24 protein-coding genes are annotated in these 25,872 nt (G+C 72.2%); 16 read left to right on the top strand and 8 right to left on the bottom strand.

All coding sequences use genetic code 11. The features are described 5' to 3' along the window. Window positions 1-4 precede the first annotated feature (4 nt). Both ACZ6I1_RS07795 and ACZ6I1_RS07790 read left to right on the top strand, forming a co-directional pair. Window positions 5-715, top strand: coding sequence for a hypothetical protein (locus tag ACZ6I1_RS07795; RefSeq protein WP_469284304.1), 711 nt, complete (start codon window positions 5-7; stop codon window positions 713-715). Beyond that, window positions 703-2,046, top strand: coding sequence for a sensor histidine kinase (locus ACZ6I1_RS07790; protein ID WP_469284301.1), 1,344 nt, complete (start codon window positions 703-705; stop codon window positions 2,044-2,046). The genes ACZ6I1_RS07795 and ACZ6I1_RS07790 overlap by 13 nt, the downstream gene beginning before the upstream one ends. 22 nt (window positions 2,047-2,068) lie before the next feature. Here ACZ6I1_RS07790 and ACZ6I1_RS07785 read toward each other — a convergent pair whose 3' ends face one another. Beyond that, on the bottom strand, window positions 2,069-4,156 hold the full coding sequence (locus ACZ6I1_RS07785) for a PhoX family protein (protein WP_469284300.1): 2,088 nt from the start codon (window positions 4,154-4,156) through the stop codon (window positions 2,069-2,071). A 294-nt stretch (window positions 4,157-4,450) separates the two neighbouring features. On the opposite strand from ACZ6I1_RS07785, the gene ACZ6I1_RS07780 reads away from it, so the two are divergent. Beyond that, window positions 4,451-5,869, top strand: a complete 1,419-nt coding sequence (locus ACZ6I1_RS07780) for a VWA domain-containing protein (RefSeq protein ID WP_469284298.1) — start codon at window positions 4,451-4,453, stop codon at window positions 5,867-5,869. Window positions 5,870-5,939: 70 nt separating this feature from the next. Here ACZ6I1_RS07780 and aspS read toward each other — a convergent pair whose 3' ends face one another. After that, window positions 5,940-7,757: an aspartate--tRNA ligase gene (gene aspS / locus ACZ6I1_RS07775; RefSeq protein ID WP_469284295.1), complete on the bottom strand. Its 1,818-nt coding sequence runs from the start codon at window positions 7,755-7,757 to the stop codon at window positions 5,940-5,942. Window positions 7,758-7,917: 160 nt separating this feature from the next. Here aspS and ACZ6I1_RS07770 point away from each other — a divergent pair, with 160 nt between their 5' ends. Further along, window positions 7,918-10,074, top strand: coding sequence for a SpoIIE family protein phosphatase (locus ACZ6I1_RS07770; RefSeq protein WP_469284407.1), 2,157 nt, complete (start codon window positions 7,918-7,920; stop codon window positions 10,072-10,074). Window positions 10,075-10,088: 14 nt separating this feature from the next. On the opposite strand, the gene ACZ6I1_RS07765 is transcribed toward ACZ6I1_RS07770, so the two are convergent. After that, window positions 10,089-11,039 carry an LppU/SCO3897 family protein gene (locus ACZ6I1_RS07765; protein WP_469284293.1) on the bottom strand — a complete coding sequence of 317 codons (951 nt, stop codon included), beginning with the start codon at window positions 11,037-11,039 and terminating at the stop codon, window positions 10,089-10,091. A 127-nt stretch (window positions 11,040-11,166) separates the two neighbouring features. Between ACZ6I1_RS07765 and ACZ6I1_RS07760 the strand changes: the two genes are divergently transcribed. The 7 genes from ACZ6I1_RS07760 to ACZ6I1_RS07730 all read left to right on the top strand — a co-directional run bounded on the left by ACZ6I1_RS07760 (window position 11,167) and on the right by ACZ6I1_RS07730 (window position 17,724). After that, entirely contained in the window at window positions 11,167-12,093 is a 927-nt protein-coding gene (locus ACZ6I1_RS07760) for an AI-2E family transporter (protein WP_469284290.1), read from the top strand. A 296-nt stretch (window positions 12,094-12,389) separates the two neighbouring features. Beyond that, a complete protein-coding gene (locus tag ACZ6I1_RS07755; RefSeq protein ID WP_469284288.1) occupies window positions 12,390-12,695 on the top strand; it encodes a hypothetical protein in 306 nt (101 codons plus the stop codon). A 103-nt stretch (window positions 12,696-12,798) separates the two neighbouring features. Then, window positions 12,799-13,716: a hypothetical protein gene (locus tag ACZ6I1_RS07750; RefSeq protein ID WP_469284286.1), complete on the top strand. Its 918-nt coding sequence runs from the start codon at window positions 12,799-12,801 to the stop codon at window positions 13,714-13,716. Then, entirely contained in the window at window positions 13,713-14,249 is a 537-nt protein-coding gene (locus tag ACZ6I1_RS07745) for a hypothetical protein (RefSeq protein ID WP_469284284.1), read from the top strand. The genes ACZ6I1_RS07750 and ACZ6I1_RS07745 overlap by 4 nt, the downstream gene beginning before the upstream one ends. Before the next feature lie 19 nt (window positions 14,250-14,268). Beyond that, on the top strand, window positions 14,269-15,735 hold the full coding sequence (locus ACZ6I1_RS07740; protein ID WP_469284282.1) for a peptidoglycan-binding protein: 1,467 nt from the start codon (window positions 14,269-14,271) through the stop codon (window positions 15,733-15,735). Then, window positions 15,732-16,427, top strand: a complete 696-nt coding sequence (locus ACZ6I1_RS07735; RefSeq protein WP_469284280.1) for an ABC transporter ATP-binding protein — start codon at window positions 15,732-15,734, stop codon at window positions 16,425-16,427. Before ACZ6I1_RS07740 ends, ACZ6I1_RS07735 begins: the two co-directional genes overlap by 4 nt. A 10-nt stretch (window positions 16,428-16,437) precedes the next feature. Further along, complete coding sequence (locus tag ACZ6I1_RS07730) at window positions 16,438-17,724, top strand: ABC transporter permease (RefSeq protein WP_469284278.1); 1,287 nt, start codon at window positions 16,438-16,440, stop codon at window positions 17,722-17,724. 7 nt (window positions 17,725-17,731) lie between these two features. Here the strand turns inward: ACZ6I1_RS07730 and ACZ6I1_RS07725 are convergent, their stop codons facing one another. The 5 genes from ACZ6I1_RS07725 to ACZ6I1_RS07705 form a co-directional block, all read right to left on the bottom strand. Beyond that, window positions 17,732-18,715: a pirin family protein gene (locus ACZ6I1_RS07725; RefSeq protein WP_469284276.1), complete on the bottom strand. Its 984-nt coding sequence runs from the start codon at window positions 18,713-18,715 to the stop codon at window positions 17,732-17,734. 122 nt (window positions 18,716-18,837) lie between these two features. Further along, window positions 18,838-19,221: a hypothetical protein gene (locus tag ACZ6I1_RS07720; protein ID WP_469284273.1), complete on the bottom strand. Its 384-nt coding sequence runs from the start codon at window positions 19,219-19,221 to the stop codon at window positions 18,838-18,840. A 118-nt stretch (window positions 19,222-19,339) separates the two neighbouring features. Then, window positions 19,340-19,792 (bottom strand): SseB family protein, encoded by a 453-nt coding sequence (locus ACZ6I1_RS07715; protein WP_469284271.1) that lies wholly within the window; start codon window positions 19,790-19,792, stop codon window positions 19,340-19,342. A gap of 10 nt (window positions 19,793-19,802) precedes the next feature. Then, a complete protein-coding gene (locus tag ACZ6I1_RS07710; protein ID WP_469284405.1) occupies window positions 19,803-20,006 on the bottom strand; it encodes a DUF397 domain-containing protein in 204 nt (67 codons plus the stop codon). After that, window positions 19,948-20,847, bottom strand: coding sequence for a helix-turn-helix domain-containing protein (locus ACZ6I1_RS07705; protein WP_469284269.1), 900 nt, complete (start codon window positions 20,845-20,847; stop codon window positions 19,948-19,950). Before ACZ6I1_RS07705 ends, ACZ6I1_RS07710 begins: the two co-directional genes overlap by 59 nt. Before the next feature lie 115 nt (window positions 20,848-20,962). Here ACZ6I1_RS07705 and ACZ6I1_RS07700 point away from each other — a divergent pair, with 115 nt between their 5' ends. The 5 genes from ACZ6I1_RS07700 (at window position 20,963) to ACZ6I1_RS07680 (ending at window position 25,870) form a co-directional block, all read left to right on the top strand. Further along, a complete protein-coding gene (locus ACZ6I1_RS07700) occupies window positions 20,963-21,172 on the top strand; it encodes a hypothetical protein (protein ID WP_469284266.1) in 210 nt (69 codons plus the stop codon). After that, window positions 21,169-21,531 carry an ATP-binding protein gene (locus ACZ6I1_RS07695; protein WP_469284264.1) on the top strand — a complete coding sequence of 121 codons (363 nt, stop codon included), beginning with the start codon at window positions 21,169-21,171 and terminating at the stop codon, window positions 21,529-21,531. Before ACZ6I1_RS07700 ends, ACZ6I1_RS07695 begins: the two co-directional genes overlap by 4 nt. 116 nt (window positions 21,532-21,647) lie before the next feature. Then, window positions 21,648-23,474, top strand: coding sequence for an acyl-CoA dehydrogenase (locus ACZ6I1_RS07690; protein WP_469284403.1), 1,827 nt, complete (start codon window positions 21,648-21,650; stop codon window positions 23,472-23,474). Window positions 23,475-23,588: 114 nt separating this feature from the next. After that, window positions 23,589-24,323, top strand: coding sequence for a hypothetical protein (locus tag ACZ6I1_RS07685; protein WP_469284260.1), 735 nt, complete (start codon window positions 23,589-23,591; stop codon window positions 24,321-24,323). A 257-nt stretch (window positions 24,324-24,580) separates the two neighbouring features. After that, window positions 24,581-25,870 (top strand): M18 family aminopeptidase, encoded by a 1,290-nt coding sequence (locus ACZ6I1_RS07680; protein ID WP_469284256.1) that lies wholly within the window; start codon window positions 24,581-24,583, stop codon window positions 25,868-25,870. Window positions 25,871-25,872 lie beyond the last annotated feature (2 nt).

The raw sequence follows: 25,872 nt of genomic DNA, 5'->3' as shown, positions 1-25,872 counted from the left end.
GGGCATGCACCGCGCCCCGGCCCTACCGGTCCTCGCCGTCCTCGTGGCGGCCGCGGCCGGGTGCGCCGATGTGGAAGGACTGCGCAGCCAGGGCGACCTCGGTACGGTGCACGCCCCGAAGAGCCTGTGGAAGGACGTCCGCCCCTCCCCGCCCGGCCCCGGCCAGCAGCCGGGGACGGCCGCCGTGGTGCCCGGCCTCCCCAAGGCGGCCGCGCTGAGCATGCGCGGTGTGAACGCGCTGGACGTCGTACGCGCCGACATCACCTCCGCCACCGCACAGGACGGCGGGACGGGCCGGCTCGTCGACCCCCGGGCGGTGCAGCGGCTCGCGCTCTGCACCGGGGCCGCGGACGGCGGACCCGACTGCCCGGTGCGCCCGGGCGTGCTGCACGACCTCACGGGCAACGGCCGGGAAGAGCTGATTACCGCCCTGGACATCGACGGCCGGCTCAGCGAACTGCGCGTCTACACCGTCCGGGACGACGGCTCCATCACCCGGGTGCTGGCCCGGCGGGCGGTGCTGGAGGGCGTGGAGGTCGCCGCCGAGCACCTGGCCGTGCGCGAGCCCACCTCGAACCCGGCGTACGTGGCCGTCTCCGACTACGAGTGGGACCCCGCGGCCGGGGTCATGAACCTGTCGCAGCTCACCCTCGACGAGTGCCCGTCCCTCACGGACCTCCCGCTGGGCGGGGACGGGTCGCGATGCGCGCGCTGAGCAGCCTGCGCTGGAAGATCGCCCTGACCACCACGGCCGTGTGCTGCATGGTCGCCGCCGCGCTCGGGATCCTCGTGCACAACGTGGTCGCCCGGCAGATCGTCGGGGAGGTCCGCACGAAAGCGGAAGCGGACCTGGACCACGCCCTCGGCCACTACGAGTACGGCACGTCCCACGGCGACGTGGACGTCGCCCTGGACCCGCCCGGCCTGCCGAAGCCGCTGCGCGAGCTGGTCGCGCGCGGGCACACCGGCAGCATGGTCGGCCGCCGGGGGGACGAGCCCGTCATGTGGGCGGCCGGACCGGCCGACGAGCACGCCCTCGCGATCTGGATCCCGTACGGGAGCACCCGCGCCCGGCTGCGGGACATCGACGCGGCGATCCTCGCGTCCGCAGGTCTGGCGGCCGGGGTGGTCGCGCTGGCCGGCCTGTTCCTCGCCGGGCGGATCAGCCGGCGGCTCGTGACCACGGCCGCCGTGGCCCGCCGGATCAGCTCCGGGGACCTGGACGCGCGGGTCGGCTTCCCGGCCGACGGCGGAGGCGGCCGAGGCGGCGGAGGCGGCAGCGGCGGCGGAGGCGGCAGCGGCGGCCGGGGCGGCGACGGGGACGACGGGGCCGGGGACGGCCGGCGGCCCGCCCGCTCCCGGGACGAAGTACGGGACGTGGCGCAGGCGCTGGACTCGATGGCCGGGTCGCTCCAGGGCCGGCTGGAGGCGGAGAAGCGGTTCACCGCGGACGTCGCGCACGAACTGCGCACCCCGCTGACGGGCTCGCTGGCCGCGGCGGCGCTGCTGCCGGAGGGCCGCCCCAAGGAAATGATCAACGACCGGCTCAAGGCCCTGCACCTGCTCACCGAGGACCTGCTGGAGATCTCCCGGCTGGACTCGGGGGTCGAACGGGCCGAACTCGCCCGGGTCGAGCTGGGCCGGGCGGTACGGCGCGCGGTCACCGGGAGCGGGCGGGAGGCGACGGTCCGGGTCGTCCGGGACGCGGAGGTGCTCACCGACCGGCGCCGGCTGGACCGGATCCTGGCCAACCTGCTGGTCAACTCGCACAAGCACGGCCGGCCGCCGGTCGAGGTGACGGTGGAGGGGCCGGTGGTGGTGGTGCGCGACCACGGCCCCGGATATCCGCCCGAGCTGATCGAGCAGGGCCCCCGGCGGTTCCGCACCGGGGATCCGGGGCGCGGGCGGGGCCACGGGCTCGGGCTGACGATCGTGGCCGGCCAGGCGGCCGTGCTGGAGATCGAGCTGACCTTCGCCAACGCACCCGACGGGGGTGCGGTGACCACCCTCAGGCTGCCGGTCGGACGGCTGCCGGAGGCGGGCTGAGGGTGGTCGCCCGGCGTCGGGATCAGACGCCGATGTTCTTGCCGTCCTTGCGCCAGACCGAGACGACGGCCGGGCGGACGAGCTTGCCGGGACCGTCGGGCCACGCGGACTGCGGGTTCTCGACGGAGGCCCCGTCGAGCTCGCCCGGGTGCTGCACGGCCACCAGGACGCGCTTGTCCTGGATGATCGGGCCGCAGGTCTCGGCGCCGCGCGGGACGGTCAGGAACTGCTTCAGCTCGCCGCGGCGCTCACCTGAGGTCGCCACGCCGAACAGGCCGTCGTGGGAGCCGAGCTGGTTGCCGTCGGTGGAGATCCACAGGTTGCCGTGCGGGTCGAAGGCCACGTTGTCCGGGCAGGAGATCGGGCTGACCTTGTCCTTCGGGAAGCCGGCGAAGTAGGTCGCCGGGTCGTTCGGGTCACCGGCGACCAGGAACAGCCGCCAGGCGAATCCGTCGCCGGCCGGGTCGTCGAAGTTCTCGGCGAGCTCCAGGATCTGGCCGTGCTTGTTGCCGTTGCGCGGGTTGGCCTCGTCCGCCCCGGCCTTGCCCGCCTTGCCGCGGTCCTTGTTGTTGGTCAGCGCGACGTACACGCGGCCGGTGCGCGGCGAGGGCTCCACGTCCTCGGGGCGGTCCATCTTGGTCGCGCCCACCTTGTCGGCGGCCTCACGCGTGAAGACGTACACCTCCTCGGCGGTCATGCCGGGCACGTGGGAGGTGGTGCCGGTGGCCAGCGGGATCCACACGCCGACGCCGTCGAACTCGCCGTCCGCGGGGTACGTGCCGGAGCCGTCGATCTCGGCGGCCGGGGAGTCGCCGGTCAGCTTGGCGACGTAGAGGGTGCCCTCGTCGAGCAGCGTGAGGTTGTGCTCCTTCGCCGCGCGCGAATTGCCCTTCTTCATCCGCTTCGACGAGACGAACTTGTAGAAGTAGTCGAAGCGCTCGTCGTCGCCCATGTAGACGACCGGGCGGCCGTCCTCGGTCAGGCGGGGCTGCGCGGCCTCGTGCTTGAAGCGGCCGAGGGCGGTGTGCTTGCGCGGGACGGAGTCCGGGTCGTACGGGTCCAGCTCGACGACCCAGCCGAAGCGGTGGGCCTCGTGGGGCTCCCGGGCCACGTCGAAGCGCTTGTCGAACCGCTCCCACTTGCGCTCGGAGGCGGCGCCGGTGATGCCGTAGCGCTTCAGGCGCGCGGCCTGGACGGGCTCGGTGACGCTGTCGCCGTTGGCGAAGTACTGGTTGAAGTTCTCCTCGCCGGACAGGATCGTGCCCCACGGGGTGGTGCCGCCGGCGCAGTTGTTGAGGGTGCCGAGCACCTTGGTGCCGGTGGGGTCGGCGGAGGTCTTCAGCAGGGCGCTGCCCGCGGCCGGGCCGGCCAGCTTGAACTCGCTGGTGGCGGTCAGACGGCGGTTGAGGTGGTGGCGGGAGACCGCGGTCAGCTTGCCGCTGCGGTGGTCCTCCTGGACGACGACCACGGACAGGCCGTGCGCGGCCCAGGCGATCTCGGCCTGCTCGCGGGTCGGGTTGGCCGGGTCGTACCCCTTGAACATGAGGTTTTCGTCGGTGTACTCGTGATTGGCCACCAGGAGCTGCCGGCGCTCGTACGCGTCGCCGAGGGGGAGCAGGCTCAGGAAGTCGTTGTTGTAGCCGAACTGGCCGGCCTGGGCGGCGGCGGTCTGCTGGTCCGGGTTGAAGCCCGGGGCGCCCTTGAGGATCGGGTCGCCCCAGCGGATGACCACGTTCTGCTCGTGGCCCTCGGGGACGGTGACCTGGTCGGCGGTGTTCGGCGCGACGGCCTTGAAGCGCAGACCGCGGGCGGCCTCGCCGCTCTTGCCCGCACCGGCGGCCTCGGCCTCGCCGGCCGGGGCGGCGTTGGCGGACTGGCCGGGGCCGGCGAGGGCGACGGCGGTGCCACCGGCGGCGGCGACCGTCACGACGGCGGCGGTACGCAGCATCGAGCGGCGGGAGTACGCGCGGGCTATGACATCGCCGGCGTACTCGTTGTCGCTGGTGTTGGGCACCTCGTGGAAGCATGCGTCGCCACAGCGGTAGCGGCAGGTGAGAGCGGAACGGCCGCCCCCATGCGGGTTGCCGATGAACGGCAGGAGCTTGCGCACGAGTTTCCTCCGAGTAGCTGCGTGGGCGCCGACAACCTGTCGGAACGATCCAGCGGTGACGCTAGGCCCGGGTGGCGCCGAAGCGGCGGCGCGGGGATGAACGATCGGTGAACCCGGCACGTCGGGGCGGGAGTTCGGACGGGGTGTGCGCGCGGATCGGAGCCGGACGCCACGAAAGGCGCCCCTGCCGAAGTTCCAGCCGGGCGGCCGATAACCTTACGTGTCCACTCTGGGCAGGGATCATCCGCGCAGCACGGACAAATGACGCACGCACTCATGCGAAAGGCCTGGCCCATGGGTATTCGGAGCTTGTTGCGCAAGGTGTTCGGTCGGTCTGCGGAACCGGTACCGGAACCGTCGGGCACGCCTTCGGCGGCCCTCCCGAGCCAGTCGGAGCGCACCCCCCTGGACGCGGCGGCCGAGCTGGTGGCCGCCTCGTTCGACAACCCCACCGTTCCGCCGCAGTCCGCACCGCGGGACCGCGAGCCGGGGACCGTCCTGACGGCCCCGGCCCCGGACCCCTCCCCGGTCGCCGACCCCACGGTCCCGGAAGCCCGCCGGGCGCCTGCGGCAGCTCAGCAGGACCCCGCCCCGGCGGGCGGCGCCCCGACCCCGGAGGCCGCCGAGCCCGTCGCGGAGGCGGAGCCGGAGCCCGTGGCCGCGGAGGTGGCCGAGGTCGTGGCGGAGCCCGTCGCGGAAGCGGAGCCCGTGGCCGCCGAGCCCGTGGCGGAGCCCGTCGCCGTCGCGGAGCCCGTAGCCGCCGAACCCGAGGCGGAGCCCGTCGCGGAGGCGGAGCCCGTAGCCACCGTGGCCGAGCCCGTCGCGGAGCCCGAGCCCGTCGCCGCCGAGGCCGAGCCCGAGCCCGTCGCCGAGGCAGAGCCCGTAGCCACCGCGGCCGAGCCCGTCGCCGAGGCAGAGCCCGTCGCCGCCGAACCCGAGGCCGAGTCCGCCGTGGAGGCCGAGCCCGAGCCCGTCGCCGTCGCGGAGCCCGTCGCCGCCGAGGCCGTGGCGGAGCCCGAGCCGGTGGCCGCCGAGCCCGAGGCCGTCGCCGACGGCCCCGCGCATGCCGCGGCCGCGGTGCGGCGGCGGGCGCCCGGGGTGGCCGGGGCCTACAAGGCGGCCGGTCAGGTGCTCAAGAGCAAGGGCAAGGCCGGGGCGCGCGCCAAGGTGTACCTGGTCCTGGACCGGTCCGGCTCCATGCGCGGCTTCTACAAGGACGGCAGCGCCCAGCACCTCGCCGACCACGCCCTCGCCCTCGCCGCGCACCTCGACGACGAGGCCACCGTCCACACGGTGTTCTTCTCCACGGAGCTGGACGGCACCGCCGACCTGGCCCTCGACACCCACGACGAGGCCTGGGTCGAGGCCCGCCACGCCGAGCTCGGCCGGATGGGCCGCACCAGCTACCACGTCGCCGTCGAGGCCGTCGTCGAGCGCTACCGCAAGGACGGCGGCGAGGGCCCGGCCCTGGTCGTCTTCCAGACCGACGGCGCCCCCGACAACGTCCGCCCCGCCCGCCAGGCGATCGCCGACGCGGCCACCGCCGCCCCCGGCATCCACTGGCAGTTCGTCGCGTTCGGCGACCACGACGCCAAGGCCTTCGACTTCCTGCGCAAGCTGGACGCCGAGAACGCCGGCTTCTTCCACGCCGGGCCCGCCCCGCGCGAGCTGACCTCCACCGCGCTCCTCAAGGGCCTCCTCGAGCGGTTCTGACCGGAACGCGGCGGTACGGCGAAGGGCCCGGGATCATCCGATCCCGGGCCCTTCGTCACACCTGGTACGACTACCGCGCGGCGTCCGGGTGGACGGCCTCGGTGATCGGCTTGGCGTCGGCGGGCTTCGTCTCCACCGGCTTGCGCAGGGCGATGTTCAGCTCGCGCAGGCGGGACTCCTCCAGCACCGTCGGCGCGCCCATCATCAGGTCCTGCGCGTTGCCGTTCAGCGGGAAGGCGATGGTCTCGCGGATGTTCGGCTCGTCGGCCAGCAGCATCACGATGCGGTCCACGCCCGGGGCGATGCCGCCGTGCGGCGGGGCGCCGAGCCGGAAGGCGCGCAGCATGCCGGCGAACTCGCGCTCGACGGTCTCGGCCTCGTAGCCCGCGATCTCGAAGGCCTTCAGCATGACCTCGGGCTCGTGGTTGCGGATGGCGCCGGAGGACAGCTCGATGCCGTTGCAGACGATGTCGTACTGCCACGCCAGGATGTCCAGCGGGTCCTTCTCCTCCAGGTCCTTCATCCCGCCCTGCGGCATGGAGAAGGGGTTGTGGGAGAAGTCGATCTTGCCGGTCTCCTCGTCCTTCTCGTACATCGGGAAGTCGACGATCCAGCAGAAGCGGAAGACGTTCTCCTCGAACTGGCCCGCGCGCTTGGCCGCCTCGACGCGGACGCCGGACATGATCTTGGAGACCTCGTCGAACTCGCCCGCGCCGAAGAACACGGCGTGGCCGGCGGCCAGCCCCAGGCGCTCGGTGAGGACCTTGACGTTCTCCTCGGTGAGGAACTTGGCGATCGGGCCGGTCAGGGCGCCGTCCTCGCCGACGCGGACCCAGGCCAGGCCCTTGGCGCCCAGCGAGATCGCGTACTCGCCGAGGCCGTCGAAGAACTTGCGCGGCTGCGCGGCGGTGTCCGGGACGGCCAGCGCGCGCACGTGCTTGCCGGCGAACGCCTTGAACTCCGAACCCTCGAACACGTCGGTGATGTCGACGAGTTCCAGCTTGGCGCGCAGGTCGGGCTTGTCGTTGCCGTACTTCAGCATCGACTCGCGGAACGGGATCCGCGGGAACGGCGAGGTGACCTCGCGGCCGCCGCCGAACTCGGTGAAGAGCTCGGTCATCAGGCGCTCGATCGGCTGGAAGACGTCCTCCTGCTCGACGAAGGACATCTCCACGTCGAGCTGGTAGAACTCGCCCGGCGAGCGGTCGGCGCGGGCGTCCTCGTCGCGGAAGCAGGGCGCGATCTGGAAGTACCGGTCGAAGCCGGAGATCATCAGCAGCTGCTTGAACTGCTGGGGGGCCTGCGGCAGGGCGTAGAACTTGCCCGGGTTCAGGCGGGACGGGACGACGAAGTCACGGGCGCCCTCGGGGGAGGTCGCGGTGAGGATCGGGGTGGCCATCTCGTTGAAGCCGAGGGCCACCATCTTCGAACGGATCGAGGCGATGACCGCCGAGCGCAGCATGATGTTGCGGTGCATGCGCTCGCGGCGCAGGTCGAGGAAGCGGTACTCCAGGCGCCGCTCCTCGTTCACCCCGTCGTCGGTGTTGATGGTGAAGGGGAGCGGGGCGGCCGCGCCGAGCACCTCGACCTCGGCGGCCTCGATCTCGATCTCACCGGTCGGCAGCTCGGGGTTGATGTTCTCGGCACCGCGCGAGACGACCTTGCCGTCGACCCGGATCACGGTCTCCTTGGAGAGCTTGTCCAGGACGGCGGCGGCGGCGGTGCCGGGACGGGCCACGAGCTGCGTGATGCCGTAGTGGTCACGCAGATCGATGAAGAGGATGCCGCCCAGGTCTCGACGGTTGTGCAGCCAGCCGCTCAGCCGGACGTCGGCGTTGACGTCAGAGGCGCGGAGCTCGCCGCAGGTGTGGGACCTGTACCGATGCATCAGTCATCCAGTTCTTCGCGATACCAGGGTGGATTCAACCCTCACAAGGTTACCGTCCGGGCGGGGGGCGGGTCGGGCACGCCCGGCGGGGGTCGGGCGAACGCGGCAGGTGCACCGGCCGAACAGGCACGCGGGACGGATGACCTGTAAAGATGACCGGGTGCGCACCGAGGACGTCCTGGCCGCCATCGCGACCGGCCTGTGGCGATGGGACAACGCCTCCGGGACGGTCACCCTCGACGGCGAGGCCGCCCGGCTCCTCGGGCTGCCCGCGGATCCGGTGGTGCTGCCGGAGGTCGCCGTGCGGTCGCGGTTCCACCCGGTGGACTGGAACGAGATCAACGGCATCGTGACGCTGGCCGTCGCGGAGGGCACGCTCGCCGAGGCCCGTCTGCGGATCATGGACGAGGACGGGCGGGTCCTGCGGACCGTGCGCAGCCGCTCCAAGCCGGTGGAGAACCGCACCACGGACGGGCGCGTCGACTACGAGCTGATCGGCACCATCCAGGAGATCGCCGAGCCGCAGCCCGGCACCACCGCCGTGCACACCCCGATCACGGGCGACTGGCGGCGTTCCCGCGAGGCCTTCCTGCTGGACGCGGGGCGGGCGCTGGCGGAGGCCCTCTCCACGGCGGAGGTGCTGCGGGTCGCGGCCTCCCTGTCGATGCCCGGTTTCAGCCCGGACGGGCTGGCCGTCTTCGGGGTGGCCGGCGACCGGCTGTCGATCATCGGGCACCACGGGCACGACGTCGGCGACGAGGCGCCCTTCGCGGACATGCGGCTGGAGACGGACTACCCGGCCGCGGAGGTGGTCCGCACCGGACGGGCGATCTACCTGCCCAGCCCGGAGGACTACAAGCGGCGCTTTCCGGCCACCTGGCCGCTCGCCCAGCGCTTCGGGCGGGTCTCCTGGGCCTTCCTGCCGCTGATCGTCGCCGGACGCACCATGGGCGCCTGGATGGCCGCCTTCAAGCACCCGGTGTCCTTCTCCCCCGACGAGCGGTCGGTCCTGACCACCGTGGCCCGGATGCTCGCCCAGGCCCTCCAGCGGGCCGGGGTGGCCGAATCGGAGCGGGAACTCACCACCGGCCTCCAGCGGTCGATGATGCCGCAGCTCGGCCCGGAGATCCCCGGCATGCGGATCGCCGCCCGGTACGTGCCGACCGGCGGCGGGCTCCAGGTCGGCGGCGACTGGTACGACATGATCCCGCTGCCCTCGGGACGGTTCGCGCTGGTCATCGGGGACGTCCAGGGCCACGACGTGCGCGCGGCCGGGCTGATGGGCCAGCTGCGGATCGCGGTGCGGGCGTACGCCTCGGAGGGCCACCGGCCCGACGCGGTGCTCTCCCGCGCCTCCCGGTTCCTCGCCGGGCTCGGCTCCGCGCAGGACTCCGACGCGGACGGGGACCCGGAGGACCCGGATTTCCAGAGCCCCCGGTTCGCGACCTGCCTGTACGTGGAGTGCGACCCGCGGACCGGCGTACTGGAGGTGGCCCGCGCCGGCCACCCCGACCCGGCGATCCGGATGCCCGACGGCACCGTCCTGATGCGCCCCACCGCGGGCGGCCTGCCCCTCGGCATCGTCCCGGACACCGACTACCCCACGACCCGGTTCACCCTGGAGCGCGGCGAGACGATGATGCTGTGCACGGACGGGCTCATCGAGACCGGCGGGCACGACCTCGACACCGGCTGGGCGCGGCTGCGCGCGATCCTGGAGTCCGACACGCACGGGGCCGAGTCGCTGGAGAAGCTCGCCGACCTGCTGGTCCAGGCCGTGCACGGGCCGTCCTCGCACCACACCACCGGCCCGCTGGCCGACCGCCGCGAGGACGACATAGCCGTCGTGCTGCTGTGCCGCGAGGGAGAGGGCTGCGGCTGCGGCCCGGCGCTCGCGCACCCGGTCCGCCCGGCACGCCGCACGATGCTGACCGTGGCCCAGGCCGAACCGGAGCGGATCGCGGGCGCCCGGCAGCAGATCCGCGAGCTGCTGCACGACTGGGCCGACGGCGAGCAGGTGGACTCGGCGGTGCTCATGGTCTCCGAGATGGTGACCAACGTGCTCATGCACACCGACGGCGACGCCCTGCTGGTCGCCGAGGCCGTGGGCGAGCTGGGCGAGCGCCGGCTGCGCGTGGAGGTCGCCGACGGGAGCGACGAGCTCCCGCACAAGCGGCATCCGGGGGAGATGGCGTCCAGCGGCCGCGGCGTCCTGCTGACGGAGATGCTGGCCGACGCCTGGGGCGTGGACCCGCGCGGTGAGGGCAAGTCCATCTGGTTCGAGCTGTACGAGCGCTCCAAGCAGCCCGACGCCTGATCCGGCCGGGCCCCCTAACCCCGGGCGTACGAGCCGAGACCGACCAGGCAGTAGACGTACTCGTTGATGACGGCGCCGTTGAGCGTGTAGCGGTGGGAGAAGGCGTACTGCGTCTTCGGATACGCGTCGCAGCGGTCCATGTCGGAGGTCATCGGGATGCTGCCGATCACCCGGTAGTGCGCGTCGGAGGCCGAGCAGGGCACTTCCTCCACGTCGTCGACGCGCTGCGCCGTCGTCGAGTCCGGCAGGGTGCCGTTGAGGCAGGTGCCCTTGTCGTACGGGGTGGGGGCCGCCTCCTCGGTCGGTTCGGGCTCCTCGGTCGGCTCGGTCGTGGCCGGGGGCGTGGGTGAGGCCGGGGCGGCGGACGGGCTGGAGGAGGGGCTGTAGGACGGGCTGGAGGACGAGGACGACGGCTCGGGGCCGGCCGAGTAGGTGGGCGTCGCGGAGCCGGACGCCTTGCTGTCGCCGCCGTCGCCGGAGCCGGCCGCGATGACGGCGATGAGCAGGGCCGCGACGAGGCCGCCCCCGACCAGCCATCCGACGACGGGCTTGCCGCCCCGGCGCGGCGCGGCCGGCGGCGGCGTCGCGAAGGGGTTGCCTCCGCCCGGCTGCGAGGGCTGCGGCGTCGCGAAGGGGTTGCCTCCGCCCGACTGTGAGGGCCGCGGCGTCGCGAACGGGTTCCCGCCGCCCGGCTGGGCCGGTACCTGCTGCGTCGGCGCGGACGGGGGAACGGGCTGCGCCGGGGCGGGCCCGGCGCTCGCCGGCCGGGCGGGGGACGGGGAGCCGGACACCCGGACCCGCGCGAGCACCTCGCCACCGCCGACGCGGACCCGGACGAGCTCGCCGTCCCGGGTGCCGGACGGGATGCGCAGGCGGGCCGGCCCGGTCGGGAGCGTAACGGTCAGGATCACCCCGTGGGCGGCCTGCTGCGGAGTGATCGTTACATCGACTTCCTGCGACGACACCAGCTGCTCCTCAGGGCTCGTGGCGTGATGCCGCCGGGACGGGTCTCCTCGGAGTGTGACGCGCCCATGCCTGCGGACGCAGCCGTTCCGTCAAGCCGCCCCCACCCGGCCGTGGTTGGATGACGGCGTGTCGAACCCCCTGCTTCCCGAGCCCGTGCGGCGGCTCGCCGCCTGGTGCGCCGTCGTCCTCGTCGTGACCGCCGTGCTCGCCGTCGTCGGCGGGGCCTCGTACGTGGTCGTGCTCGCGCTCATCGAGACCGGCGACCAGATCGTGGACGCGCTGCGGCGGGCCGGCCAGAGCCTCTCGGAGCACTTCGGGGCGCTCGGCACCTCGCTCGAGGACGTGGCGAAGAACTCCAAGGACCTGCTGGCCAAGTTCGGCGGCACGGCCGCCTCCGGCGTCGTCGCCGGGCTCAGCGTGGTGGGCACGATGCTCGCCACCGCCCTGCTGGCCCTGGTGCTGATCTTCTTCTTCCTGCGCGACTCCGACCAGGCCGTGGGAACGCTGCGCTCCCTGGTCCCGACCCGCTCCGGCGACCTGATGGAGGCGATGGGGCGGCGCGCCTTCGAGGCCGTCGAGGGCTTCATGCGCGGGACCACCTTCATCGCCCTGGTCGACGCCGTGCTGATCGGCGTGGGGCTGCTGGTGCTCGACGTGCCGGGCGCGCTGGGCCTGGCGGCCCTGGTGTTCGTGACCGCCTACATCCCCTACCTCGGAGCCTTCCTGTCGGGCGCCGTGGCGGTCCTCGTCGCCCTCGCCGACCGGGGCTGGGCCGTCGGCCTGTGGGCGCTGGGCCTGGTGCTGGCGGTCCAGATGATCGAGGGGTACGTACTCCAGCCGATGGTGCAGAGCCGGACGGTGCAGATGCATCCGGCCGTCGTCATGCTGGCCATCACGGCCGGGGCGAGCGTCGCCGGCATCCTGGGGATGCTGCTCGCGGTCCCGTTGACCGCGGCTGCCTTCGGGGTGGTCTCGGAGCTGCGGGCCCTGTACGCGGAGCCGGTGGGAGACGCGGGTGCGGGCGGCGCCGAGGGTGCGGAGCGCGCCGGGTAGCGCACAGATCCGGCCAACCCCCAAGCGGTCCCTGATCATCCGTTCGCGGAGGATCAGGGGCTTTCGCCTATCCAAAGGGCGCTCTCCTGCGATGACCGCGTAATGGATCACCACGCTTGTGAACGTCTGCGCGAGCGAGGGAAGAAGAATTCCGGCCTCTCTCGGCCGGACCCCCGATATCCCCTGGCGCGACATATGTGTTCGTGCCATCGTCTGTCTCCGGACCGGGGGGATCCGAACGCTGGAATTCCTCTCGGGCTGCAGCAAGACGTGTCCGATCATCAAGAGGAGACAGCGTGCGCAAGGCAGCAAAGCTCAGCGCGGTGGCGCTTTCCACCGTCGCGATCGTCATGGGGTCGGTCACCGCCGCCCACGCCGGCGACTACACCGAGGACGGGGTGCGGATCCGCTCCAACTCCTCCACCACGTCCACCGTTCTCGGCCTCGGCTACCGGAGCCACACCATCACGCCCATCTGCTACAAGGCGGGCACCGTCATCAACGGCAACAAGTGGTGGGACAAGCACCGGAACAACAACACCAGCGTGACCGGCTACACCTCGATGACCCTGCTCACCAAGTGGGCCAAGACCCCCTGCTGATCAGGCGCCCGCGCGTACCCGGGGCCGGGACCGCTGGAATCGGTCCCGGCCCCGGGCGCGCCGGGCAGTGTACGGCCCCCGTCCCACCACGGAAAGGCTGATCGTGCTCCACGCGCGCCAACGGCTGCCCCTGCTGATCGCCGGCGCCGTCGCGGCCGCGGCCCTCAGCGCCTGCACCGCCGGTCCGGCGGGCCCGGAACAGGGCGCGGCGGCCGGCCCCTCGGGCGAACCCCAGGTGACCGTCACCCCGCAGCCGGACCCCGCGAACGCCGCGCTCCCCCTCGACGCCTACTCCTTCGACAAGGCGCAGCAGAAGGTGATGGAGCAAGCGCAGGACATCCTCACCGAATCCTGTATGCGTCGCGTCGGATTCGCCTCCTTCAAGAATTCGAGTACGTACGCCAAGACCACGGCAAAGCCGGCCACCAGCGGAATCGGCCTGGTGGACGCGGAATCCGCGAAGAAATACGGATACCGCTCCGGCGCATTACCGGACCGCGGTGCGCAGGCCGGGACAGCACGCGACCCGAACGAGACGGCCGCGCTCTTCGGTCCGCAGGACGGGGCGGCGCCGCACCCCGGAGCCCCGGAAGGGGGCTGCTCGGGCGAGGCCACCCGCAAGCTGTATCCGAAGAGCAGCGAGAGCGGCACCAAACTGCTCGACGAACTCGTCCAGCAGGCCGGTGACCGGGCTCGGGGCGACAGCCGGATCACCGCCGGCATCGCCCAGTGGAGCAGCTGCATGCGCGAGGCGGGCTTCCAGGTGGGCACTCCCTGGGAGCTCCAGCAGATGGAGGGCACCCGGTGGACCGGGACGGTCACCTCCGAGGAGATCACCGCCGCCACGACGGACGTGTCCTGCAAGCAGCGGACCAAGCTCACCGACACCTGGACCGCCGTCCTCACCGCCTACCAGAACGGCCTGGTCGAACGCCACAAGGAGGGCCTGGACCAGGAGAAGAAGCGCCTGGGCGAGCAGATCAGGTTCGCCCAGAAGGTCCTCCAGGACGGTTCCGCGTGAGGGCGCCGGCAGCGGTGGTGCCCGCGTCGCTGCTGGTCCTGGTCCTGGGACTGACTCTGGCGACCGGGTGTACCACGGCCGCCTCCGGTACCTCCGGGGCGGAGGGCTCGCCCAGCTCCTCGGCCGGGCCGCCGAGCCCGGACGTGGCGCAGGCGTACGACACGTACTGGAGCACCTGGCTCGCCGCGAACCGGACCCCGGACCCTCAGGATCCGGGCCTGGAACAGGTGGCCACCGGCGGCCAGCTGCGGGAGCTGCGCGACAACCTCGCCCAGTCGAAGGAGGCGGGGCAGGTCCTGCTCGGCGAGGTCGGCCACCGCGTCACCGGCATGGAGACCACCGGAGAGCACACCCGGGTGCTGCACGACTGCGTCGACCTGGACCGCTGGCTGATCCACGACACCGCGACCGGCCGGCCCGTCGACCAGCTGGAGGACAAGCCCTCCCAGCAGGGCGCCTTCACCCTGATCCGCGAACGCGAGGGCGCCCCCTGGAAGGTCGGCGCCGTCGACGTCATCGGCGAGAACTGTTGAAACGAGAAGTGGGTTTCACGTGAAACATGAAGAGCCCACCGCTCCCGGGGAGGCCGACGCTCCCGGAGCGCCGGACGCGCCGTCCTCACTCGGCAGCCGCCGCCGCATCCTGACGTGGGTCGTCGCCGGCGCGGTCGTGCTCACCACGGCCGGGATCGTCGTGGCCACCACGATCCGCTCCCCCGCGCAGGTCGCCGCCGACGCCGCGCCGCCGCCCGCCTCGGTGCTCGCCGACCGGGTGGAACGGCGGGTCCTCACCTCGTCGGTGGTCGTACGCGGCACCGTGACCGCCGAGCAGACCCTGACCGTCACGCCCGGCGCGGGCGCAGGGGCGGCCGCGGGTGCGAAGCCCGTGGTCACCCGGGTGAACAAGCAGCCCGGGACGTCCGTACAGGCCGGCGAGGTGCTCCTCGAGGTCTCGGGGCGGCCCGTGTTCGCGCTGGCCGGGGCGCTGCCCGTGTACCGGGACCTGAAGCCGGGTGCCACCGGCAAGGACGTGGGACAGCTCCAGCAGGGGCTGAAGGCGTTGGGGCACTCGACCGGCGCGGACCCGGCCGGCACGTACGGCGCCGGGACGAAGGCGGCCGTCACCGCCTTCTACACCGCGCTCGGATACGCCCCGCGGCCCTCCGATCCGGCCGACGCGGAGAACGTACGGGTGGCCGAGGACGCGGCGGACGCGGCCGCGCGGCAGGTCACCACGGCGAAGAACGCCCTGAAGAAGGCCAAGGAGGGCGGTGGTGGGGGTGGGGACGCCTCGGAGGCGCAGCTGCAGCTCACCTTCGCCCAGCAGGACCTGGCCAAGGCGAAGTCCCGGCTGGACGCGGCCCGGGCGGCGGCCGGTCCCATGGTCCCGGCCGACGAACTGCTCTTCGTGAAGGGTTTCCCCGCCCGGGTGGACGCGGTGAAGGCCTCGGTCGGCGAGGCCGTCCCGGAGGCCCTGCTGAGCGTCTCGGCGGGCGCCCCCGTCGTCCGGGCCTCCCTCCCGGCCCACCAGAAGGACCTCGTGAAACCGGGGATGAAGGTCCAGCTGCTGTCCGAGGCCACCGGCCTGAGCGCGACCGCGACCGTCGAAGCGGTGGCTGCCGATCCCACCCCGGCGGCGGCGGGGCCCGCCCCGGCGGGCGGCGGCGGCTCCGGCCAGGCCGCCCCGGACTCCCCGCAGAACCCCGGCGGTTACGCCCTGACGGTCACGCCCGACCAGGCCCTCGACCCCCAGCTCACGGGGCAGGGCGTACGGCTCACCGTGACCGCCGCCTCCTCGGGGGAGCCGGTGCTGATCGTGCCGCTGTCGGCCGTGTCGGCGGGCGCGGACGGCCGGACCACCGTCACGGTGCTCGGCAAGGACCCGCAGGCGCAGGGGGACCGGCGCCGGGTCGAGGTCCGGGCCGGGATGTCCGCCGACGGGATGGTCCAGGTCGATCCGATCGGCGGGGGCGCGCTCGCCGACGGCGACCGGGTGCTGGTCGCCCAGGCGAAGCCGTGACCGGGGCCGGCATCCCCCCGGTGGTCCGCTTCGAGGGCGTCGGACTGACCTATCCCGGACCACCGCCCGTCCACGCGCTGCGGCCCTGCGAACTGACCGTGGAGCGCGGCGAGTACGTCACCGTCGTCGGCCCCTCCGGCTCCGGGAAGTCGACCTTCCTGAACGTCGCCGGGCTCATCGACGCCCCGACCGGCGGCCGCTACCTCCTCGACGGCATCGACACCGGCGCCCTGCGCGACCGCGACCGGACCGCCCTGCGCGGGCAGCGCATCGGCTTCGTCTTCCAGTCGTTCCACCTGCTGCCCCACCGCAGCGCCCTGGAGAACGTGCTCCTCGCGATGGTCTACAACGGCGTCCCGCGAGCGGAGCGCGCCGAGCGGGCCCGCAGCGCACTCGACCGGGTCGGCCTCGGACACCGCACCGGCCACCTGCCGACCCGGATGTCCGGTGGTGAGCGCCAGCGCGTGGCCATCGCCCGGGCCCTGGTCGCGGAGCCGTCGCTGCTGCTGTGCGACGAGCCGACCGGCAACCTGGACACCGCCACGGCCGACTCCGTACTGGCCCTGCTGGACGAACTGCACGCCGACGGGCTGACCCTGCTGGTCATCACGCACGATCCGCGGGTGGCCGGGCGGGGCCGGCGGACCGTGTCCATCCGCGACGGAATGCTGGGCGAGGTCGTACGCACATGACGACGCAGGGATGGACATCGTGAGGTGGAAGGCGAGGTGGAGCGTGGGGCGGGGACGGAAGGACACCGCGGCCGGCATCACGCCCTCCCGGTTCTCGCCGCGCGACGTGCTCGCGGAGGCACTCGCCGGAATGCTCCAGCGCCCCGCCCGCTCCGCCCTCACGGGCCTGGGCACGGTGCTGGGCGTGGGCACCTTCGTGGCGATCCTGGGCCTGACGGGCACCGCGTCCTCGCAGATCGACAGCCGGTTCAACGCGATGACGGCCACGGAGGTCGGGGTCGAGGACACCGCCGGCCGCGGCGATCCACAGCTCGCGCAGCAGGTGCCGAACGCCTTCCCCGCCGACGCCGACGCCCGCGCGGAAGCCCTGAACGGGGTCACGGCCGCAGGGGTGTTCTGGCCTGTGCCGCTCGGCGGGACCACCGTGCGGTCGGCCCCGGTGGCCGGGGCCGCGGGCGAGCGGATCCCCGTGGTCGCCGCGTCCCCCGGGATGCTGCGCGCGGCCGGGCTGACCCTCGGCTCCGGCCGGGGCTTCGACGGCTTCCACGACGGGCGCGGCGAACAGGTGGCGGTGGTCGGTTCGGCGATGGCCGCCCGCCTGGGCATCACCACGCTGGAGAGCCGCCCCGCGGTGTTCATCGGCGACCATCCGTTCACCGTGATCGGCATCGCCACGGGCGCCGACCGCAAGGCGGACCTGCTGCTGTCGGTGGTCGTGCCCCGGCGGACCGCCGAGAAGCTGTGGGGGCCGCCGGACAACGCCCAGCGGGCCCGGATGCTGGTGGTGACCGAGCTGGGCGCGGCCCGCCAGGTGGCAGGGGAGCTGCCGCCCGCCCTGCGCCCGGACCATCCCGACTGGCTGGGGCCCGTCCCGCCGCCCGATCCGCGGAGCCTGCGGGCGGGGGTCACCACCGACCTGGACCAGCTGTTCCTGCTGCTCGCGGCGATCTGTCTGGTCATCGGCGCGGTGGGGATCGCGAACACCACGCTGGTGGCGGTACTGGAGCGGACCGGGGAGATCGGGCTGCGCCGGGCCCTCGGCGCGCGCGGGCGCCACATCATGGTCCAGTTCCTGGCCGAATCCGCGGCCCAGGGCGCCGTGGGCGGCCTGGTCGGCACCTCGCTCGGCACGCTCACCGTGGTCGCGGTGTCGGCCCTGCGCGACTGGACCCCGGTGATGTCGCCCGTCACGGTCGCCGTGGCGCCGCTGATCGGGCTGGTCACCGGGGTCCTGGCCGGGCTCTATCCGGCGTGGCGGGCCTCGCGTACCGAACCGGCGGAGGCCCTGCGCCGCTGACTCCTGCCTAGGAGTGCTGCTCCGCCGACTTGGTGCGCTCCCGGGCGGTGGTCGGGATGGTGCCCAGCCGGCCGGCCTGGAAGTCGTCGAAAGCCTGCTGGAGCTCGTGCTTGCTGTTCATGACGAACGGCCCGTAGTGCGCCATCGGCTCGCGGATCGGACGCCCGCCGAGGAGGACGACCTCGAGGTCCGGAGCGTTGGAGTCCTGGGATTCGTCCGCCCGCACCGTGAGCGAGCCGCCCTCGCCGAAGACGGCCGTCTGCCCGGTGTGGACCGGCCGGCGGTCCTCGCCGACCGAGCCGCGCCCGGCCATGACGTAGGCGAGGGCGTTGAAGTCCTCGCGCCACGGCAGGGTGATCTGCGCGCCCGGGGTGACGGTCGCGTGGATCATCGTGATCGGGGTGTGGGTGATGCCCGGTCCCTGGTGGCCGTCCAGCTCGCCGGCGATCACGCGGAGCAGCGCGCCGCCGTCCGGGGTGGTCAGCAGCTGGACCTGGCCGCCGCCGATGTCCTGGTAGCGCGGGGGCATCATCTTGTCGGAGGCCGGGAGGTTCACCCACAGCTGGAGGCCGTGGAACAGCCCGCCGGACACGACCAGGGACTCCGGCGGGGCCTCGATGTGCAGCAGGCCCGAACCGGCGGTCATCCACTGCGTGTCACCGCCGTTGATGACTCCGCCGCCGCCGTTGCTGTCCTGGTGGACGAAGGTTCCGTCGATCAGGTACGTGACGGTCTCGAAGCCGCGGTGCGGGTGCCACGGGGTGCCCTTGGGCTCGCCCGGGGCGTACTCCACCTCACCCATCTGGTCCATCATGATGAACGGGTCGAGGTACGGGTAGTTGATGCCGGCGAACGCGCGGCGCACCGGGAATCCCTCGCCCTCGAACCCACCGGGAGCGGTCACGACGGCCAGCACCTTGCGCGGGGCGACCGCGGTCGGCTCGGCCACGCGGGGGAGCGTCAACGGGTTCTCAACAGTCACTGCGGGCATGGTCAGGACCTCCTTCTGCGTCGAGTTTAGTTGAAACTCGAACTTTCTGCCACACCCGACAGAACGCGACGGCCCCCGGGGGCATTCCCCCGGGGGCCGTACGTGCATATGCGCAGGTCAGGTCAGCAGTGGTCGAGCCCGTACCAGTCCGGGTGCGCGTCGAACTCCGACGAGGTGTTCACGTACTGGGCGGGAACGAACCCGAAGGCACCCCGCACGTCGCCGCGTGCGCCGTACCAGGTGGAGTTGCCGCCGCCGTGCCAGTCGCCCCTGGTCCAGCAGTCGAACGCGCTCGGGTTCGTCTTCAGCGTGTCCGCGTACGGCGCGCTGAAGCTCGCCCACCGGTACATGTCGATGTTCGGGGTGTTGCCGCAGTACAGCGTCCCCCCGCTCACCCCGCACCCTGCGGCCTGCGCCGGTGCCGCCGCCAGGACCCCCGTGCCCAGCGCCAGCATCCCCGCGGCCGCGACCGCGGCGAGCTTCGTTCGGATCGGCGTACGAGCCATCACTGCCTCCTCGTGGTGGTGCGGGCGGAGACCCCCCGTGGATTCCCCCCGCAGCACCGATACTCGGCAGCCGCCGCAGCGCACGCGATCCTTTCGGGCACCCCCGAAACGTACGGGGCTAGCCGTACATGCGGCGCATGGCGAAGTCGACCATCTGCTCGACCGCCTTGGCGTCGAAGACCATCCGGTGGTCGCCCTCCATGTCGAGGACGAAGCCGTACCCGGTGGGCAGCAGGTCGATCACCTCGGCGCCGGTGATCACGAAGTACTTGGACTCCTTGCCGGCGTACCGGCGCAGCTCCTTGAGCGTGGTGAACATCGGGATGACCGGCTGCTGCGTGTTGTGCAGCGCCAGGAAGCCCGGGGTCTCGCCGCGCGGGCAGTACACCTTCGAGGTGGCGAAGATCTGCTGGAAGTCCTCGGCGGACAGGGACCCGGTGGTGAAGGCCCGCACCGCGTCCGCGAGGGAGGGCGGGGACGGCTCGGGGTACAGCGGCTGCTCGCCGTAGCCCATCTGCTGGGGCGCGGCGTAGCCCTGCTGGGCACCCTGGTTCTGGTCGTAGCCGTACATGGCCGACAGCCTACCGAGGCGGGGCCGCCTTTAGGGCGGCAAGGAACGGCACCCATGCGGTCGCGCTGACGATCAGCGCGGGCCCGCCGGGCCTCTTGGAGTCCCGAACCGGGACGATCCCGACGAGGCCGTCGGCGACCTCGACGCAGAGGCCCTCAGTAGCCGTGCTGTAGCTGCTCCTCCGCCAGGCGGCTGCGCTCTCGTCGACGTGCATGGGTGCCATTGCCGTAGTCCTCCGCTGCTGCCTCGATCATCTTCAGAGAAGCCTCCGGCGGCAGAGCGGCCGCCCGAAGGCGGTTGTACGCCTGCTGGTACTGCCTCACGATGCCCGGATCGTCGATGATCTGGCCGCTGTACATGCCCTCCGTGTACATGACGGGCGAGGCGTCGCTGAAGCTCATGAGGAACGTCGACCCCATCATGAACGGGTGCGCCCCGGCGTTACACGGAAGGATCTGTGGAATGTAGCGACGGCGGCGCGCAACAGCCGCCACGTGGGCCAATTGCTCCGCCATGACCTGGTCTCCGACGATGGGCTGTCGAAGGATCGACTCGTGGAAGACGACCCACGACGCGGGACCCTCGGGCTCCTCGAATACCCAGGCGCGGGCACGCCGCGCGGCGACCTTCCGCTGGACCTCCGCCTCATCGTCCGAGGGGTTGAAAGTATGGACGAGCTGCCGGATATAGGGCTCCAGTTGGAGGGGACCGGGGATGAGCATGGGAGACCATTCCTCGAGGTCCCGGGCGTGCGCCTCCATTTCCACGGCGTCCGCGAAGTACGGCGCGTACAGGCTGGTACGGGCATTGCGGACGTCCTCGCAACGTCGCGCGAAGAAGCCGTCGGTCTTCAGCACCCGGTCGACGTGCCGGGCCAGCTCCAGCGGCATGCGTCGATGACCGCGCTCGATCTCGCTGAGGTAGCTGCCGCCGTAGAAGCAGCCCTCCACCGTTTGCTGGAGCGTGAGGCCCGCCGCCTCCCGCTTCCAGCGCAGCTCCTTGCCGTAGAAGGCAGGGACGCTCGCCGATCCGTCAATCTCCTTGCGTGCGGCCACTAACGCCCGCCCTTCCACACCTCGTTCTGTGGAACAGAAACCCTTCCCACGGTACGCCGCCCCCCGCCAGGCTGTGAGCGCTTCGTCACAGTCCGCACAGGAAGGCCGTCCCCCCATGAGCGACCCCGCCAACGACCGCGAGGCCATCGCGGCCCTCGCAGAGCTCCGCGCCGCGCTCGCCGCGCACGGCGTCACGCTGCCCTCCCTCGCCCTGCACCTCCCCTCCTACGCCAGCGCCTACCGCACGCCGCCCCTCATCGCCCTCGGCAACTGCAACGCCGCCACCGCCCAGCGCCTCGCCGACGTCCTGCGCACCCCCCGGTGAACGCCCTCACCATCCGACTGCTCGCCGTCCCCACGGCCGTGCCGATGCTGCGCCACGCCGTGCGCGAGCACCTCGGGAGCGCGGCGGCCTGCCGCGACGCCGAGCTGTGCGTCAGCGAGCTGATGGGCAACGTGATCACCCACCTCGGCGAGGGCACGCCGGTCACCCTGCGGATCACCGGAAGGGCAACCCGTACGCGGGTCGAGCTCACCGATCCCGGTCCGCGCGCGTGGCCCGTACCGCGGAACGCGACCGGCACCGAGGAGTCCGGCCGCGGTCTGGCCCTGCTCGAGGCCGTGTCCCTACGGTGGGGAGTCACCCAGAGCCACGGCAGCAAGACGGTCTGGTGCGAGCTTTGACCCTGGTCACAGTCGGCGCGGAAGGGTTGCCGTTATTACCGGTGGGTAGCATCATGTTGTTACCGATTGGTATGTACGAGGAACCTGTCTCCCCGAGCCTTAACGGAGCCGTCGCCATGGGGCACTACAAGTCGAATCTCCGCGACATCGAGTTCAACCTCTTCGAGGTGCTCGGCCGCGACAAGCTGTACGGCACCGGTCCGTTCGAGGAGATGGACACCGAGACCGCCAAGAGCGTCCTCTCCGAGCTCACCCGCCTCGCCGAGAACGAGCTGGCCGCCTCCTTCGAGGACGCGGACCGCAACCCGCCGGTCTTCGACCCGGCCACCAACACCGCGCCGGTCCCGGCCTCCTTCAAGAAGAGCTACGAAGCCTTCATGGACTCGGAGTACTGGCGCCTGGGCCTGCCCGAGGAGATCGGCGGCACCACCTCGCCCCGTTCCCTCATCTGGGCGTACGCGGAGCTGCTGCTCGGCTCGAACCCGGCCATCTGGATGTACTCCTCCGGCCCGGCGTTCGCCGGCATCCTCCACGAGGAGGGCAACGAGGCGCAGAAGAAGATCGCCCAGATAGCCGTCGAGAAGCGCTGGGGCTCCACCATGGTCCTCACCGAGCCGGACGCCGGCTCGGACGTGGGCGCCGGCCGCACCAAGGCGATCCAGCAGGCCGACGGCTCCTGGCACATCGAGGGCGTGAAGCGCTTCATCACCTCCGGTGAGCACGACATGGAGGAGAACATCCTCCACTACGTCCTCGCCCGCCCCGAGGGCCACGGCCCGGGCACCAAGGGCCTGTCCCTCTTCCTCGTCCCGAAGTTCCACTTCGACTGGGAGACCGGCGAGCTGGGCGAGCGCAACGGCGTCTACGCCACGAACGTCGAGCACAAGATGGGCCTCAAGGCCTCCAACACGTGCGAGATGACCTTCGGCGACCAGCACCCCGCCAAGGGCTGGCTGATCGGTGACAAGCACGACGGCATCCGCCAGATGTTCATGATCATCGAGTTCGCCCGCATGATGGTCGGCACGAAGGCCATCGCGACGCTCTCGACGGGCTACCTGAACGCGCTGGAGTACGCCAAGGAGCGCGTGCAGGGCCCGGACCTGGCCAACTTCATGGACAAGACCGCGCCCAAGGTCACCATCACGCACCACCCCGACGTGCGCCGCTCGCTCATGACGCAGAAGGCGTACGCGGAGGGCATGCGCGCCCTGGTGCTGTACACCGCCTCCGTCCAGGACGCGATCCAGGTCAAGCAGGCCGCGGGCGAGGACGCCTCCGCCGAGATCGGCCTGAACGACCTGCTCCTGCCGATCGTCAAGGGCTACGGCTCGGAGAAGTCCTACGAGCTGCTCGCCCAGTCGCTGCAGACCTTCGGCGGTTCCGGTTACCTCCAGGAATACCCGATCGAGCAGTACATCCGGGACGCCAAGATCGACACCCTCTACGAGGGCACCACGGCGATCCAGGGCCAGGACTTCTTCTTCCGGAAGATCGTCCGCGACCAGGGTGCCTCGCTGAACGTCCTCTCCGAGACGATCAAGAAGTTCCTGGCCGAGGCCGTCGGCGGCGAGGAGCTGGCCGGCGCCCGCGACGCGCTCGCCAAGGCCGCCGTCGACCTCGAGGCCATCGTCGGCCAGATGATCGTCGACCTCACCGCCACCGGCGAGGACGTCAAGAACATCTACAAGGTCGGCCAGAACACCACCCGCCTGCTGATGGCCTCCGGTGACGTCGTCGTCGGATACCTGCTGCTCAAGGGTGCCGCCGTGGCCGCCGAGAAGCTGGCAGGCGCCTCCGCCAAGGACGTGCCGTTCTACACCGGCAAGATCGCCGCCGCGAAGTTCTTCGCGTCCCAGGTCCTGCCCGGCGTCTCGGTCGCCCGCTCGCTCGCCGAGGCCGTCGACAACTCCCTGATGGAGCTCGACGAGGCCGCCTTCTAAGCAGCGCTCGCCGCACCTCCGCGCCGTCCGGCCGGGCCCCCTTCCGCGGGGGCCCGGCCGCTCGCTTACCAGCGCGTTCTTCCGTTGTCGGTCGTTCATGGGACGCTCATACGCATGAGTCCACAGGAGCAGCAGCACAGCAGGGGGTACTCCGTCCCGACCGGGCGGCCGTACGCCCTCAAGGAGCTGCAGGCGAGCCTGGGCAGCCTCGGCGACCACCTCCGGGAGCTGTACGACGGCGCGCACCCCGCCGAGTACGAGGGCATGGCCGACGCGCTGTACGTGGCCTTCCAGACGGCCGCCGGACTGGCGCCCGCCAGGAGCTACACCGGCTGTCCCGAGCACCCCAACGGCGCCCTCGACCCCGAGGCCCCCGACGGCTGGGGCCGCTGCCTCATCTGCAACGACCGGCGCCGCCTCGGGCGGCGGCTGCAGGGCGCCCGGGCGGCCGGCCCCGCACCGGCCGCGGAGCAGCGGCGCCTGGGCTACCCCGTGCCGGAGGGCCCGTACACCCTCGAGCGGCTGCGCGCGTGCCTGCGCACCGTCGAGGACCAGCGCTTCCACCTCGCCCTGTCCTCGCCCGCGGAGGACTTCGTCCGCATCGCCGACGACCTCCACCGCGCCTTCATCGTCGCCCGCGAGCTGTCCCGGCCGCGCAACGCGTCCGGCTGCTCCGAGCACCCCGGGGCGCCCATCGACCCCGACGCACCCCCGGGTGAGGGCTGCATCTTCTGCGCCGGACGCAAACGACGCGCGCAGCGCTCCCCGCAGACCCCCGAGATGCTCCCGCGCATCCGCCGGGGCGAGCGCAGACAGCTACAGCGCCGATTCGAGCGCCCGCCGGGCTGAGAACCCCGGGACCGCAGATCACACCCCCTGCGTCGCCGGCCTCTCGGCTGTCAGCCGTCGTCCGGAGAGGGTGAACGCTCCCGTTAAGGTGAACCACTCCCGTCGAGGTCTGACACCCGTTCCACAGGCAGTCGAGATACGCACACCAGCACAGGTCACAGCATCACGCGACGGCACACCGCCGCCGCGCGGCTCCGAGCCATGGATGCGTTTCCTCCCCCGGCGGAAGCCGGCGATATCCACGCAAGGAGATTGGGATGAGCTCTCCCGCCCGCTTCGACCGCGGCCACACCGACGATCTGATGACCTATCTGACGGCCAGTCCGTCGCCGTACCACGCCGTCGCCAACGCGGCCGAGCGGCTGGAGAAGGCAGGCTTCAGGCAGTTGTCGGAGACGGACGCCTGGGATGCGAGCACCGGAGGCAAGTTCGTGCTCCGCGGCGGCGCGCTCATCGCCTGGTACGTCCCCGAAGGGGCCGCGGCGCACACCCCGTTCCGCATCATCGGCGCGCACACCGACTCCCCGAACCTGCGGGTCAAGCCGCTGCCGGACACCGGCTCCCAGGGCTGGCGGCAGATCGCCGTCGAGATCTACGGCGGGACCCTGCTCAACACCTGGCTCGACCGCGACCTGGGCCTGGCCGGGCGGCTGACCCTGCGCGACGGCACCGAGCGCCTGGTGAACGTGGACCGCGCGCTCATGCGCGTGCCCCAACTGGCCGTGCACCTGGACCGGTCGGTGAACACGGACGGCCTCAAACTCGACAAGCAGCGGCACATGCAGCCGATCTGGGGTCTGGGCGAGGTCCAGGAGGGCGACCTGATCGCCTTCCTGGAGGAGGAAGAGGGCCTGGAGCAGGGCTCGGTGGCCGGCTGGGACCTGATGGTCCACTCGATCGAGCCGCCCGCCTACCTCGGCCGCGACCGCGAGCTGCTGGCCGGCCCGCGCATGGACAACCTGCTGTCGGTGCACGCGGGCATCGCGGCGCTGGCGGCGGTCTCCTCCGGGAAGCTGGAGTACATCCCGGTGCTGGCCGCCTTCGACCACGAGGAGAACGGCTCGCAGTCGGACACCGGCGCGGACGGGCCGCTGCTGGGGAACGTGCTGGAACGTTCAGTCTTCGCGCGCGGCGGCTCGTACGAAGACCGCGCGCGGGCCTTCGCGGGCACCATCTGCCTGTCCTCGGACACCGGTCACGCCGTGCACCCCAACTACGGGGAGCGGCACGACCCGACGCACCACCCGCGGGCCAACGGCGGACCGATCCTGAAGGTCAACGTCAACCAGCGGTACGCGACGGACGGCAGCGGGCGCGCGGTGTTCGCGAGCGCCTGCGAGCGGGCCGGCGTGCCGTGGCAGACCTTCGTCTCCAACAACTCCATGCCGTGCGGCACGACGATCGGCCCGATCACGGCCGCCCGCCACGGCATCCAGACCGTCGACATCGGCGTCGCGATCCTCTCCATGCACAGCGCCCGCGAACTGTGCGGCGCGGACGACCCGTACCTCCTCGCCAACGCCCTGGTGGCCTTCCTGGAGGGCTGAGC

Source organism: Streptomyces sp. NPDC046303 (assembly GCF_055588085.1).
This window is presented reverse-complemented; position numbering and strand designations above follow the sequence as displayed.